Annotated in this window: 8 protein-coding genes; 3 read left to right on the top strand and 5 right to left on the bottom strand. The window is 59.9% G+C overall.

The window, feature by feature from the left end; genetic code table 11:
* Positions 1-440 precede the first annotated feature (440 nt).
* The gene (locus tag Ga0074115_RS09470; protein WP_198295061.1) at positions 441-6,458 is read left to right on the top strand and encodes an Ig-like domain-containing protein; all 6,018 of its coding nucleotides are present in this window, start codon (positions 441-443) and stop codon (positions 6,456-6,458) included.
* A 40-nt stretch (positions 6,459-6,498) separates the two neighbouring features.
* On the opposite strand, the gene sdhB is transcribed toward Ga0074115_RS09470, so the two are convergent.
* The 3 genes from sdhB to Ga0074115_RS09455 are packed head-to-tail and all read right to left on the bottom strand — an operon-like array spanning position 6,499 to position 9,778.
* The gene (gene sdhB, locus Ga0074115_RS09465; protein WP_057956396.1) at positions 6,499-7,251 is read right to left on the bottom strand and encodes a succinate dehydrogenase iron-sulfur subunit; all 753 of its coding nucleotides are present in this window, start codon (positions 7,249-7,251) and stop codon (positions 6,499-6,501) included.
* On the bottom strand, positions 7,248-9,134 hold the full coding sequence (sdhA, locus tag Ga0074115_RS09460) for a succinate dehydrogenase (quinone) flavoprotein subunit (protein ID WP_057956395.1): 1,887 nt from the start codon (positions 9,132-9,134) through the stop codon (positions 7,248-7,250). The genes sdhB and sdhA overlap by 4 nt, the downstream gene beginning before the upstream one ends.
* Positions 9,131-9,778, bottom strand: coding sequence for a succinate dehydrogenase/fumarate reductase transmembrane subunit (locus Ga0074115_RS09455; RefSeq protein WP_057956394.1), 648 nt, complete (start codon positions 9,776-9,778; stop codon positions 9,131-9,133). The genes sdhA and Ga0074115_RS09455 overlap by 4 nt, the downstream gene beginning before the upstream one ends.
* A 187-nt stretch (positions 9,779-9,965) precedes the next feature.
* Here Ga0074115_RS09455 and Ga0074115_RS09450 point away from each other — a divergent pair, with 187 nt between their 5' ends.
* Entirely contained in the window at positions 9,966-11,066 is a 1,101-nt protein-coding gene (locus Ga0074115_RS09450) for a mechanosensitive ion channel family protein (protein WP_057956393.1), read from the top strand.
* 31 nt (positions 11,067-11,097) lie between these two features.
* Positions 11,098-11,754, top strand: a complete 657-nt coding sequence (locus Ga0074115_RS09445; protein ID WP_057956392.1) for a thiopurine S-methyltransferase — start codon at positions 11,098-11,100, stop codon at positions 11,752-11,754.
* A gap of 32 nt (positions 11,755-11,786) precedes the next feature.
* Here Ga0074115_RS09445 and efpL read toward each other — a convergent pair whose 3' ends face one another.
* Together efpL and Ga0074115_RS09435 are read right to left on the bottom strand one after the other, a co-directional pair.
* Entirely contained in the window at positions 11,787-12,353 is a 567-nt protein-coding gene (efpL, locus tag Ga0074115_RS09440) for an elongation factor P-like protein EfpL (protein ID WP_057956391.1), read from the bottom strand.
* A 105-nt stretch (positions 12,354-12,458) separates the two neighbouring features.
* Positions 12,459-14,264, bottom strand: coding sequence for an adenosylcobalamin-dependent ribonucleoside-diphosphate reductase (locus Ga0074115_RS09435; protein WP_060528453.1), 1,806 nt, complete (start codon positions 14,262-14,264; stop codon positions 12,459-12,461).
* Positions 14,265-14,654: the final 390 nt, after the last annotated feature.

The following is a 14,654-nucleotide window of genomic DNA, read 5'->3' as shown; positions in this document are numbered from 1 at the left end:
TCGAAATGGTATCGCTCACACCACAGAAGATGTTTTACAACAGGCTCTTTTGCTGGGCTGCAGGAGTGTGGGACGAGTCGTCTCCTGGGGAGGGCAACCGGCCCGACCCTGCTGTGTAGTGCTCAGGAGCCTCTTCAGCAGCTCGTTGCGCAGATGGAGACGTGGCAGGTGGGGCGAAAAAAGGTCTGTGTTTTTCTAAACGGGCATACAGTATGCCAGATGACGGCCGAAGATTTCAGCAACAAATATGCCATTTATCTGCTAAGCGTGAGCCTTATCACGGCGCCAAATCATCCTGGTTGATCAGTTTTTCGGAAGAAGTAATTTTAATTCGCATATAAAGAGGAAGAAAAAATCAACGATTAACAGGGTGATCGACCATGGCATGGGGCACTTTTCAGCGGCAGATTTTTGCCCCGATTCTTTTCGCAGCGGTTCTCTTGAGTATTTCGATTGAGAGTCATGCAACCACCATGGCGGCGATGACCGGCCCTCTGGGCCCTGGAGTGACCTATACCGACAGTTCCACCCCGGTCATCGTCAAGGCCGCCCAGGGAGGGCAGCCCAACACCATTGTCTACATGCCGCCGGGCAGCCCGGCTCGTGGCAGCCAGTTTGGACCCTACACCTACGAACACGGCTTCATCTGTATCGGGCCTCCCGAGGACGGGCCGAGGCAGTTCCACTCCTGCCTGAACGATGCTGGCCTCACCTGGAACACCCAGAATGCCGGTGGCACCGGCGGCCCGGATGACCGTGAGGTGCGTGAGCATGCCGCTGCCCTGGGTTCTGACTTCGAGGAGATGGCGGAGCTGATCGCACCGGAGGCGATCCCCAACACGGTATTGCAGACCGGGCCTTCCCGCAATGGCGGGATGCGCACCGCCTACATCCGCAGCAACGGTATCAATGAGTTGGGTCCGGATGACCCCTTCTACCTGGTGGGGTTTAAGGAGATAGGCTTCTGGAGCGAAGTCAACAACATGGATAACTGGAGTCGAGGTGATCCGAATCTGTTTGAGGTGCGCGATCTCGCCCACATTTGGCACATGCACAATCCGACCTCGATCTGGGGCAGCATGACAGTGCCGAACCATCGCCTGATCTGGATCACCGCCGGTCCGAGCAACTATGGGCCGTTTATCCCGTTCAGCATCGATGATCCCTACATCCATGAAGCCTTCAAAGACAGTAGCTACGAAAGCTCGATTATCAGCAATCCCTATACGCATGAGGAGATTGCTGAGATCGAGGATCTGATCATGGCGCCGGATGGCGCGGTGATGGGTGATATCCGCGAGATTCAGCGGCGCATCGTCGAGCGGCTGCCGATCATCCCCGGCGCGGTCCTGCTCACCAGCAGCAGCCTGCCAGACGGCAACGTGCTGGAGAACTACAGTGCCAGCCTGAGCGCCTACGGTGGTGCCAAGCCCTACAGCTGGCATCTGGTGGATGGTGCGCTGCCGCCCGGTCTGCTGCTGGCCGATGGTGTCATCAGCGGCCTGCCCATCGACGATGGCCTCTACCCCTTTACCATCGAGGTGATGGATGCCAATGGTAACAGTGCTAGACGCGAACTCTCGATCAAGCTCAGTGACCCGGAATCGACCCTGTTGGAGGCGCGCTTCGATAGCGGTAACGACGGCTTCGTCTATCAGGACGACAGCTTCCGAGGCACCAGCCAGCCGGTCTATGCTGCCGGCGTCTGGCAGCCTGCCGGCGGCACCAGTGGCGGTGCTCTGGAGGTGATCCTGGGGGGAATGGACAATGCCACTATCCAGGACATGTCGGGTGGCTGGCAGCGCAGCTTCAGCCTCGACGTACCCACTGAGCTGATCCTCTCATTCCGCTACAAGCTGAGTCAGAGCCCCTTCTATGCGGGGAATGAGCTGGTTCAGCTGATGCTGAACCTCGACGGTGAACTGGTCGGTCTGGGCAGTGATGATTTTCTCACCCAACAGCAGGCGGGTGACAATGCGCAGACCGATCAGTGGCACAGCGTCGAGATCAACCTAGGTAACCTGGCGGTGGGCGAGCACAGCCTGATCGTCGGTGCCTACAGCGACAGGAAATCCGACCTGAACCAGACCAGCACGCTGCGCTTCGACGACCTGATGCTGGTCTACGCCAACCGACGCCCGCAGGCGCAAATCTCAGCCAGCCGCACGCTTGGTGCCATCCCGATGGATGTGGGCTTCAGCAGCAGCGGCTCCATCGACACCGATGGCACCATCGAGAGCTATCTGTGGAACTTCGGTGACGGCAACAGCTCCAGTGATGCAGATCCGCTCCACATCTTCGAGACCCCCGGCCTCTACAGCGCGACCCTCACCGTCACCGATGACCAGGGCGCCACTGACAGCGCCACCCTTACCATCGAGGTGGCGGAGGAGGAGGATGTCGATCCGCCCAGTGAACCGGCGAATCTTAGCGCGACCCCGATCAAGTCGGATCGCATCCAGCTGAGTTGGGATGCCTCCACAGACAACACCGGGGTGGCCGGCTACCGTATCTTTCGCGACGCGATAGAGATTGCGGATATTCAGGAGACCAGCTATCTGGACCAGGCACTCAGCCCGGCTACGCTCTACGACTACTGGGTTATCAGCTACGACGCTTGGGGCAATGAGAGCACGGAAGCCATGTTGGCGGTCACCACTGGTGACGCGCCGACACTGGCCACTCTGAGCCTAACCCCGACCACACTGCTGGTCGAGGTGGGGGGCACCCGCCAGTTCGATGCCCAAGGCACAGATCAGTATGGTGACCCGATCACGGAGACCTATAGCTGGTCATTGACCGGCGGCGGCACGCTCAACCAAAGCGGCTACTTCTACGCTGAAACGGTCGGTGAGTTCACCCTGACGGCAGCTTCAGGGGGCGTCAGCGCCAGCGCCGCGCTCACCATCATCCCGTTCAATGATCCCCCGGTGGCGCGCAACAGCAGCGTGACTACCGATGAGGACCAGCCTGTCAGCGCCAGCCTCGATGTGGAGGATGTCGACAATGAGCAGCTCAACTACCATCTGCTCACTGCACCGAGCATGGGAACCCTGGAGCTGAATCCCAGCACTGGCGCCTTCATCTACACCCCGGCGCTCAATGAGCACGGCAGCGACAGCTTCACCTTCAAGGCCGACGACGGCGAGAAGGAGTCCGGCATCGCCACTGTCAGCCTCACCATCACCTCGGTGAACGATGCGCCGCAGATCGTTCAGGGTGAGCAGCTCAACATGGCCGCCAGCGAGGATACCCCGGCAAGCCTGAATCTGAGCGCCACGGATGTGGACGGTGATGTGCTGAGCTGGTCGATTCAGACCCCGCCAGAGCAGGGTAGCGCCAGTGTCGATGCTGATGGTCTGGTGAGCTATACTCCCGTGGCTGATGCTAGCGGGACCGCCCAGTTCGTGGTCGAGGTGAGTGACGGCAGCTTGAGCGACCGCATCACCATCGATGTCACCATTACCGCAGTCAACGATGCCCCCACTGTCAGCGGCGCCAGCCTCACCACCGACGAAGACCAGCCGGCCAGTGGCACCCTGAGCGGGGCGGATATCGACAGCGAGGCGCTGAGCTACCGCATCAGCCGCCAGCCCACCCTGGGTAGTGTGACTTTGGTTGCCGAAACCGGCGTCTTCACCTACACCCCGACAGCTGATGCCCATGGCAGTGATAGCTTCGCGTTTGTGGTAAGCGATGGCGAGGTGGAATCTGAGCCTGCCGAGATTGCCATCACCATCAGCCCGGTGAACGATGCGCCGCAGATCGTTCAGGGTGAGCAGCTCAACATGGCCGCCAGCGAGGATACCCCAGCAAGCCTGAATCTGAGCGCCACGGATGTGGATGGTGATGCGCTGAGCTGGTCGCTCCCAACCCCGCCAGAGCAGGGTAGCGCCAGTGTCGATGCTGATGGTCTGGTGAGCTATACCCCCGCGGCTGATGCCAGTGGGACCGCCCAGTTCGTGGTCGAGGTGAGTGACGGCAGCTTGAGCGACCGCATCACCATCGATGTCACCATTACCGCAGTCAATGATGCCCCCACTGTCAGCGGCGCCAGCCTCACCACCGACGAAGACCAGCCGGCCAGTGGCACCCTGAGCGGAGCGGATATCGACAGCGAGGCGCTGAGCTACCGCATCAGCCGCCAGCCCACCCTGGGTAGTGTGACTTTGGTTGCCGAAACCGGCGCCTTCACCTACACCCCGACAGCTGATGCCCATGGCAGTGATAGCTTCGCGTTTGTGGTAAGCGATGGCGAGGTGGAATCTGAGCCTGCCGAGATTGCCATCACCATCAACCCGGTGAACGATGCGCCACAGATCACTCTGGGTGAACAGACCACCATTGCAACCGCTGAAGATACTCCGCTGAGCCTGGCTTTGAGTGCCAGCGACGTGGATGGTGACACGCTGAGCTGGTCGATTCAGACCCCGCCTGGGCAGGGAAGCGCCACTATCGATGCGAGTGGCCTGGTGCGCTATACGCCCAATCCGGATGTGAATGGCACGGATGAGCTTCAAGTGCGCGTGATCGACCCCAATGGGGCAGTCGACAGCATCACCATCCGGATCCTGATCGGTATCGAAAACGATACGCCGAGAGCCACTAGCGCCAGCTTGACTACCGATGAGGACAGACCGCTAGTGGGCACGCTGATCGCCAGTGATCCCGACGGAGATCCACTGCGCTTTATCATCCTGACGCCACCCAGCACGGGCAGCCTTGCGCTGGATGAGCAGAGCGGTGCATTCACCTTCACACCGTCGCCTAACCTGCATGCTTCGGACAGCTTTAGCTTCAAGGTGAATGACGGCATGCTGGACTCCAGCCCCGCGATTGTCCGCATCGATATTCGATCGATCAACGACCGCCCGACAGTGAGCGGCACCAGGTTGAATCTCGTTGAGGATGGTGTGGCCAGTGGCAGACTGCAGGCCAGCGACGCCGATGGAGACAGGCTCCTCTACACTCTTGTCGCCGAACCTGCCAAAGGGGCGCTGAGCCTCGATGGCGCCACCGGCGAGTTCAGCTATACTCCGGCAGCGCATGCCAATGGCGATGACAGCTTCAGCTTCAAGGTTAGTGATGGGCAGTTCGATTCCGAGATCGCCCAGGTTGAGATCCATATCAACTCGATCAACGATGCCCCACTTGCCTCAGCCGCATCGCTTGAAATAGATGAAGATGGTGCGATTCAGGGCACCTTGGTAGCCAGCGATGCCGATGGGGATGCGCTCAGCTACAGGCTGATGAGTCAACCCACCAAGGGCAGTCTGCGACTCGACAGCAGCAGCGGTGAGTTCAGCTACACGCCGAAGACCAATCTGAATGGCCGCGACAGCTTCAGCTTTAAGGTCAGCGATGGCAGGCTGGAGAGTGCTGTGGCTACGGTCAAAATCAGCATCAAGGCCGTGAATGACAGGCCGTTGCTGCAACGAGGCATCAACGGCCTGGTGCTGAAACAGGGTGAGAGCCGCCGGATCCGCTTTGTCGTGCGGGATGCTGATCTGGATGATGAACACAGCTTCACCATCACCGAGAGTAGTCTTGGTAAGGTCGAATTTGATGCCAACCAGATGAGCTTCACTGCCAGCCAGGTCGGTAGCGAGACCCTGCAGGTCAGGGTGAGCGACACTGCTGGCGCCAGCAACACATTGGATCTGAAGATTACCGTCAATTCGGCAGAGATAGCGGATGCCAACGGCGATGGCCTGAGTGATGAGCAGGCGCAGCAGCAGGGGCTCGATCCTGCCGCTGAGAATGCTGATTCCGACGCGGATGGGGTGCCAGATGCCCAGGAGTTGGGCGATCCTGAACATCCTAGTGACCGAGACGGCGACGGCATCATCGATGCTTTGGAGGTCGGCTTGGAGGCCTCCCAGGATTCGACCAGCCTCGCTTTTCGGATCCCCGCACCGACGGCTGAGAGGCTGGGCCTGCCAGCGCTGCAGGGGCAGGCGATCACAATCGCATCGAGTGACGGGCAGCGCCTGATCGCGCACAGCAGTGGGGAAACTGGTCTGCCGATCCTCAATGAGGAACAGGGCGTCGAAGATAACCGGCATCGCTTCCCGCTGGGCATCTTCGACTTCAGCGTCGAGGCCCCCAATGGCAGCGCTAGGGTGGTGTTCAGCTTTCCTGAAGGGGTCGACCTGCCCGCTGATGCGGTGGTGCGAAAGCTCGACACCAATAATCAGTGGCAGGACTACCCATACGCCACCATCGACCATGCCTCACGCACCCTCACCCTCGAGCTAACTGACAACGATGGCTGGGACCGGGATCCAGCCGTAGGTGTGATCCGCGACCCGGTGGGGCTGGCAGTGGCCGAGGAAGGCACCAGTACGCAAGCGACAAGCAGTGGTGGCGAGAGCGGTGGCGGCGGCAGCATCGGCCCGCTGTTTGGGTTGCTGCTGCTATTGCTACCGGGAGTGCAATCCCGGCGGCGGAGGGGCTGATTTTTCAGGCTGGCAGCCTGAGGGATCGGGATAGCGCAGCTCAGCCTTTCCCCAACAGGTCGATCAGCAATTGTCTTGAGAGATCCCGTCCCAGCTCGCCGATGGCGGTGGTGATAGGTATCCGCTTGGGGCAAACTGAGATACAGACCTGGGCGTTGCCACAGTCGCTCAGGCCCCCGTCGCCCATGATCACATGCAGCCGTTCGGTTTTGCTGTAGCGCCCGGTGGGGTGGCGGTTTTTGTGCTGAACTTGAACCAGTGCAGCAGGGCCGAGGAAGGCACTCTGTTCGCCATACTGGGGGCAGGCCTCCAGGCAGCAGCCGCAGCTCATGCAGCGGCTGTAGGCGTAGCTGTTGAGCCACTGCTGGGGCGAGATGCGCGGGGCCCGTTCGTGGATGTCGTAGGGGCCATCCAGGGGCACCCAGGCCTTGACCTGTTTGAGGCTGTCGAAGATGCGGCTGCGATCCACCAGCAGATCCCGCACCACAGGAAACTTGCTCAATGGCTGTAGCCGGATCGGCTGTTCCAGCTCATCCACCAGGGCGGAACAGGCCTGGCGCGGCGTGCCGTTGATCAGCATGCTGCAGGCACCGCACACCTCCTCCATGCAGTTGTGCTCCCAGACTACCGGCTCCACCAGTTGGCCATCGGTGGTGACCGGGTTTTCGCGGATCACCATCAGCACTGAGACCAGGTTGTGCCCCGGCCGCCAGGGGATCTCAAATCCCTGCCAGTAGGGCGCCGACTGCGGGTTGTCGCGACGTTCGATCTGCAACCGAATGGGGGCTTTCATCGATAGTCCCTCGGCTCTTCTGGGGCGATGATGCTGAGATCCACCGCCTCATAGCTGATGCGCGGCCCCGCACTGTTGTGCTCGGCAATGGTGGTCTTGAGCCAGTTGTCGTTGTTCTCTTTCCAGGCCTTGCGATAGGCTTCAAACTCCGGGTCGCCGGGGAACTTGCCCTGCGGAATCTCAAGGTTGAAGGCCGGCTTGTAGTGGGAGCCGCGGGACTCGTCACGGGCCCGGGCGCCAGCAGTGATGACCCGCCCGAGTACGATCATGTCGTGCACCTGGCGAGCGTAGACCAGGCTCTGGTTGGCCCAGCCGCTGCGCTCACCAAGGCAGAGCTTCCAGAAACGCGCCTCAAGTTTCTGTAGCGCCTCGGCTGCCTGGTCGAGGCCGGGATTGTCGCGCACCACGTTGACATGGGTGGCCATGATCATGCCTAGCTCCCGGTGCAGGGCGTAGGGGTTTTCTGGGCCATTGGCCCGCATCAGCCGCTGGTTGATCTCAGTCTGCCGCTGTTGCTCTGCGCTGTAGTGGGCCTCATCGACGGCATCGCATCCCGATTCAATACCCTGCAGATAGCTGGCTACCGCCTCGCCGGCCACCTGGCCACTGTAGGAGGCGGAGAGCAGCGAGTTGGCGCCGAGTCGGTTGGCGCCATGGTAGCCGTAGTCGCACTCGCCACAGGCGTAGAGGCCGGGGATGTTGGTGGCATGGTTCCGCGGGCTGTCCCAGCATATGCCGCCGCTGGTCGTATCTGTTTCGAAATCGATCCAGAGGCCGCCCATTGAGTAGTGAATGCCAGGGAAGATCTTCATCGGCTCTTTGACCGGATCGACTCCCTGGAACTTGCGGTAGATGTCGAGAATTGCGCCGAGCCGGGTCTCGATGAAGTCGGGTTCGAGATGGGTCAGGTCGAGATAGACTGCGTCCTCACCGCCGATGCCGTAGCCTAGTTCTCGCACCAGCTTCCAGATCGCCCGGGAGGCCACATCCCGCGGCACGGTGTTGCCGTAGCTCGGGTACCACTCCTCCAGGAAGTACCAGCGGGCCGACTCGGGGATGTCGTTTGGCATGCGCTTATCGTGCTGATCTTTGGGTACCCAGATCCGTCCTCCTTCGCCGCGGGCCGCCTCACTCATCAGACGGGTCTTGTCCTCGCCCAGCATGGTGGTGGGGTGGAACTGGATGAACTCACCGTTGGCGAAGTGCGCCCCCTGCTGATAGACACGGCTCGCTGCCGCCCCGGTGGAGTTGGTGGAGTTGGTGGAGCGGCCATAGATCAGTCCCAGCCCGCCGGTGGCAAGGATCACCGCATCGGCACGGAAGCTGACCACATCCAGACTGCGCAGGTCCATGGCGACGATGCCGCGGCAGTTGCCATCAGTGTCTTTTACCAGGGAGAGGAACTCCCACCACTCGTGCTTGCGGATGCGGCCAGCTACTTCCTGGGCGCGTACCTGCTCGTCGACCCCGTAGAGTAGCTGCTGGCCGGTGCTGGCGCCGGCGAAGCAGGTGCGGCGTTTCTTCACTCCGCCAAACAGGCGTAGATCCATCAGCCCCTCCGGGGTACGGGAGAAGGTCACCCCCATGCGCTCGAAGGTGCGGATCAGGCCGGGGGCCGCCTCGCAGAGGCTCTTGATAGGCGGCTGATTGGCCAGATAGGCACCGCCCTTGATGGTGTCGAGGATGTGCTGCTCGATCGAATCATGTTCGCCCTTGCTGTCGAGCACCGCGTTGATCCCCCCCTGGGCACAGGCGGAGTGGGAGCGCTTTACCTCGAACAGGGAGAAGAGATCGACCTGCACGCCGCGCTCCGCCAAGGTCAGAGCCGCCCAGAGTCCACCCAGGCCACCGCCCACTACGATCACCCTGCGCTGCGCTCTCATAGGCTGACCGCCGGATGGATAAACCCCCAGATGCCGTGCAGGCCGATAGCGGCAAGCAGCAGGCCAACTCCCATGAAGAGGATAAAGGCACGCCGTTGGGCCACTGGCGAGGTGGTGATACCCCAGGTAATGCAGAAACCCCAGAGGCCGTTGGCCAGATGAAACACCGAAAGCAGCAGGCCAATAATATAGAGCCATAAAATCCAAGGCTGTAGCAGCAGCGCCTGCAGATGCCCGAACAGATCGGCGCTCAGGCTCGGGTTCACAAGGGTCTGAAAGCGGGTGCCGCCCAAATGCAGCAGCAGAAACAGCAGGATGCCGATGCCGGAGATGCGCTGCAGCAGATAGAGCCGGTTGTGCAGCAGCGGATAACGCTGTGGCTGGGGTCGCATCTCGCTGGTGATCAACAAGCCGTAGAGAGAGTGAAACAGCAGGGGCAGGGTGATCAGCCCGATCTCGATAAACGGCAGGTAGTTCATCCCCTGCAGGAACCCCACTACCTTCTCGTTGTAGTGTTCCGCGCCGAAGCGCGACTGGGAGTTCTCCCACAGATGGAACATCAGGAAAAAACCGAGCGGCGCCACGCCAAACAGCGAGTGCAGACGGCGCAGTAGAAAGTGACGGTTGTTGATCGAGTAGCTCAACTTCCGGTTCTCAAGAAGGTTCCCAGTCCGATATGCTGGATGCTACTGGCAAGCAGCAGTCATTGCATGGATCGATATCAACTCAATGAACATTTTTCGCTGGATCCTATGTGAACGAAACGGTTGACTGGGATGATTCGATCATAACAATCTCAGGCATCGTTGAAACCGCTACCGAGGTAAACTGATGGAATCGTTGACGGAAATCGCCGCTTGGAGCAGCCAGAAGGGTTGGGTGGTCCAGGTCTTTCTGGTGATCTTCGCTGCCTTGGTGCTAGACCTGGTTCAACGCCGTCTGTTGAACCGCATGGCCAGAACCCTGGAGCGGACCCGTAACCCCTGGGATGACGCCCTGTTGCATGCCATGCGCAAGCCGCTGGGGATGTTGATCTGGACCCTCGGCATCACCTTCGCCGCCTATGTGGTGCGGGAGGAGACCGGTGCCACTCTGTTCGAGCTTGCCGAGCCCCTGCGCAACATCGGTGTAATCTTCTGCCTAGCCTGGTTTCTAGTGAACTTTCTGCAGCAGGTGGAGTACCGCTATGTAGAGCACCGCGAAGCTGAGGGCAGGGAGGTGGACCACACGGTGATAGAGGCGGTTGTGCGCCTGCTGCGCGCTTCGGTATGGATCACCGCCGCACTGGTCATGCTGCAGACTCTCGGTTTCTCCGTCTCCGGGGTGCTCGCTTTCGGCGGCATCGGCGGCATCGCGGTGGGTTTCGCCGCCAAGGATCTGCTCGCCAATTTCTTCGGCGGTATGATGATCTATCTGGATCGCCCTTTCAGCCGCGGTGACTGGATCCGCTCCCCCGATCGGAAGATCGAGGGCACAGTGGAGAAGATCGGTTGGCGTCTGACCCAAATCCGCACCTTCGACAAGCGCCCGCTCTACGTGCCCAACTCAGTGTTCGCCTCGATCGCAGTGGAAAACCCCTCCCGTATGAGCTACCGGCGGATCTATGAGACAGTCGGTATCCGCTACGCCGATGCGGGCAAGATGCGAGTGATTATCCAGGAGATAAAGGCGATGCTACGCGCCCATCCGGAGATCGCCAGCGACCAGACCCTGATCGTCAACTTCAACGAATTTGCCCCCTCATCCCTCGACTTTTTTATCTACACCTTCACCAAAACCACTGATTGGGTCCATTTCCATGAGGTAAAAGAGGATGTGCTGCTCAAGGTACTGGATATCATTGAATCCCAGGGGGCGGAAGCGGCCTTTCCCACCTCGACGCTGCATATTCCTGACGGGGTAGCCCTGCAACAGGGGACTCGCGAGGGCTGACCCACTCACACCACATATTTTGGAGGCATTAATGGATGCAGCATTCTGGCTCGCCCGCTGGGAGCAGCAGCAGATCGGTTTTCACCAGACCGAGATCAATAGCCATCTGCAGGCGTTCTGGCCGCAGCTTGGACTGGAGCAGGGGGCGCAGGTGTTTGTGCCGCTCTGCGGCAAGAGTCGTGATCTGCTCTGGTTGCGGGCCCAGGGACATTCGGTATTGGGGGTGGAGATCAGCCGTCTCGCCGTCGCGGCATTTTTTGAGGAGAACGGGCTGACCCCGGAAGTCTCGCAACTGGCTCCCTTTGAACGATGGGAGTGCGATGGCATCACCATCCTCTGCGGTGACTTTTTTGCGCTGTCGGCGGCGATGCTGGAGGGGTGTGCGGCGGTCTTCGACCGGGCCTCGCTAGTCGCTTTGCCGGCGGAGATGCGGTCGGTCTATGCTGCCCATCTCAACGCGTTGATGCCTCAAGGTATGGAGATCCTGTTGGTGGCTCTGGAGTATGACCAGGCCCTCATGGACGGGCCGCCGTTCGCGGTGCATCCAGAGGAGGTGGAAGCACTCTATGGGGAGCGGTTTGCTGTCGAAACTTTATATATGATCGACACTATCGATGAGAGTCCGAGGTTCCGCCAGAAGGGGCTGCAACATCTGTTGGAACGGGTCTATCGACTCTCGCCGCGTTGAAGTCATTCCGCGGCGGATCACGTTACTGCCAATCAAGCCCGGGAGATGAACTTTCCGGCGGTGGTGTTGACCTTGATACGCTCGCCCGGCTCTAGATACTCGGGCACCTGAACCTCCAGCCCAGTGGAGAGGGTCGCCGGTTTGGTACGGCCGGTGGCGGTGGCGCCCTTGATGCCGGGAGCGGTGTCGACGATCTCCAGGGTCACCGATTGGGGCAGCTCGATACCAAGCAGCTTGCCATCCACCAGCAGCGCGGTGATACCCTCCAGACCCTCGTAGAGATAGCCAGCCTGTCCCTCCAGCTCTTCGGGGTTGAGACCATGCTGACTGTAGTCCTCCAGATCCATGAAGATGAAAGTCTCACCATCTTTGTAGGAGAACTGCACCGGTTTGCGGATGCAGTCCGCCTCCTTGAAGAAGTTGTCCCCTCTCAATGACTCATCCAGCTTCTGTCCGGTCTGTAGGTTAGTGAAGCGGATCTTATAGAGGGTTGAGGCACCACGGGAAGAAGGGCTCTTCGCCTCCACCTGACGCACCGCATGGGGTGCACCGTTGATCTCTACGATGGCACCTTTTTTCAATTCGCTTGCCTTGGGCACGGGCCTCTCCTGTTAGCCGGTTTGGGCGGCAATTATAACAGCGATCGGCCAGCACGCAGCCGTATCCTGTTGGAAAGGTCAGAGGTGGAACGGGGGAGAGAGAGGCTAGCTGGCAGCTGTGCCGCCTTCATTGCAGCAGCGGGGCAGGGTAGTGTGTTGTGGCTTCAGGATCTGCCCTCGCAGGCGGTTTGGACGATAACAGGTGCAGCCCTTTAGCCCCAACCGCCATGCCTCTTCATAGATCGAGGCAAAATCATCGAAATTGAGCTTCTCCGGCAGGTTGATCGTTTTTGAAATCGCTTGATCCACATGGGGCTGCAGGGCAGCCTGCATCGCCAGCTGTGCGTTAGGGGTGATCTCATCGGCAGTGGCAAACTGACATGGCAAGGGCTGCCCACCTTGCTGCTTTTGCCATTGCTGAGCCGCATAATCCTGTAATTTGTGCCACGCTTGCCGGCCATCCGCACCGCGGATCAAACGTCTTTGGGTCAGCGCAAAAATTGGTTCGATGCCGCTGGATGTGTTACCCGCTAGCAGACTAATACTGCCGGCTGGGGCGATGGCCGTAAGGTGGCTGTTGCGGATCCCCTGGCGGGCGATGGCGTCGCGGACCTCTGCCGGCAGGCGGCGGATAAAGGGGGAGGCGAGATAGGCGTCGAGCTCGAACAGAGGGAACGCACCCCGCTCTGCCGCCAGTTTGGTCGAAGCAAGATAGGCGCTGTGACAGATGGTCTGCATAACGCGGCTGGCCATCGCCCGAGCCGCCTCGCTGCGATAGTCGAGCCCGAGCATGATCAGGGCATTAGCCAGGCCGGTGATGCCAAGGCCGATGCGGCGGCTGGCGCGGGCCTGCTGACGTTGTTGCGGCAGGGGGTAGGCTGACAGATCGATCACGTTATCGAGTAACCGGACAGCAGTGGTGCTCAGGCGCTGAATCCCCTCGAAATCAAACGCTGCCTCGGAGCTGAAGGGATGCAAGACACAGCGGCTGAGGTTGATCGATCCCAGGTTGCAGGCCCCGTAATGGGGCAGGGGGATCTCACCGCAGGGGTTGCAGGCGACAATCTGCTGGCACCAGGCTAGATTGTCCTCCTGCTGCATCCGGTCGATGAAGAGCACGCCGGGCTCGGCGTTTTCATAGCTGGCGTGCAGCAGTTGCTGCCAGAGTTGTCGTGCCGGCAGCCGCTCTATCACGACGCAGCGCTGGGGGCGTTCGCTGCCGGGCCAGCTGCACTCCAGCCACTCCTGGTGCGACTCGGCAACGGTTTCACTCAGCCCCTGTAGCGGAAACAGCAGCGGCCAGCTCCGATCTTGTTCGATCGCTTGCATAAAGGCATCGGAGATCAGCACTGATAGGTTGAAATGGGGCAGCGCCCCAGGCTGGCACTTGGCCTCGATAAAGGTGCGGATGTCAGGATGGTCGCAGCGCAGGGCTCCCATCATTGCGCCGCGGCGCAGGGCGTTGGCGCTGATGGCCTGGCTCATGCTATCCCATAGCTGCAGTAGCGCAACCGGACCCGCCGTAAATTGGGTGGAGCGCCTGGGCCGAAGGCCTGCCGGTGGCAGGGTCGAAAAATCGAGGCCGATGCCACCTTCCTGCTGCAGGGTCAGGGCGCTCTCTTTAAGCGCATTGAAGAGCGGATCGAGGTCGCCATCCAGTTCTCCCATGACAAAGCAATTGAACAAATTGCTGGGTGTGACGCTGCCAGCACCTGCCAGGATTCGACCGCCGGGCAGGAAACGATAGCCAGTGAGTATCTGAAGGAAGCGCTGTTGCCAGAGCGATTTTTTATCGGCCTCTACCGTGGCGAGGGCGTGAGCTAGCCGGCGCCAACTTTGCTCAATGGTCTGCTCACCCGATTGGCGATAGCGGGTCTGCCAGATGATCTGTGAAACCGGTATCGGCCCCATCGGTACTCTCCTGAACTAGGTGGTAGCCTCATAGACAAGTGTGAACCATTTTTTTCGATCGCTGCCGGTTGTAGCGAAGTGCCGTTGATCCCCCACTGAAACCTAGCGATTGGTGTGGAGTGTTGGCGCAGAAAACACACCTATCTCCTGCCTGTATGAGACCGTTTCTTGTTTAGAATCTGGTAATAGACTTCTTGATAACTTGCTGTTCCGTAAGGATTTACGGAGGTTTTTCATGTTGCTATTGTGGTAAACCCTAGTACCGATTCACATATCTTCCACTGTTTTCTTTTGAGTGAAGAGAAGAGAATTTAGCGCAGCCATAAAAAGTGCCCATCTAGAGGCAGAGGTTGGCGTTTCATTTTGATGGTGCGAACAGAAAAAACATCC

This window comes from endosymbiont of Ridgeia piscesae (assembly GCF_001443665.1).
GTDB lineage: Bacteria > Pseudomonadota > Gammaproteobacteria > Chromatiales > Chromatiaceae > Endoriftia > Endoriftia persephonae.
The sequence above is the reverse complement of the archived record's forward strand: the minus strand, read 5'-3'. Positions and strand labels throughout refer to the sequence as shown.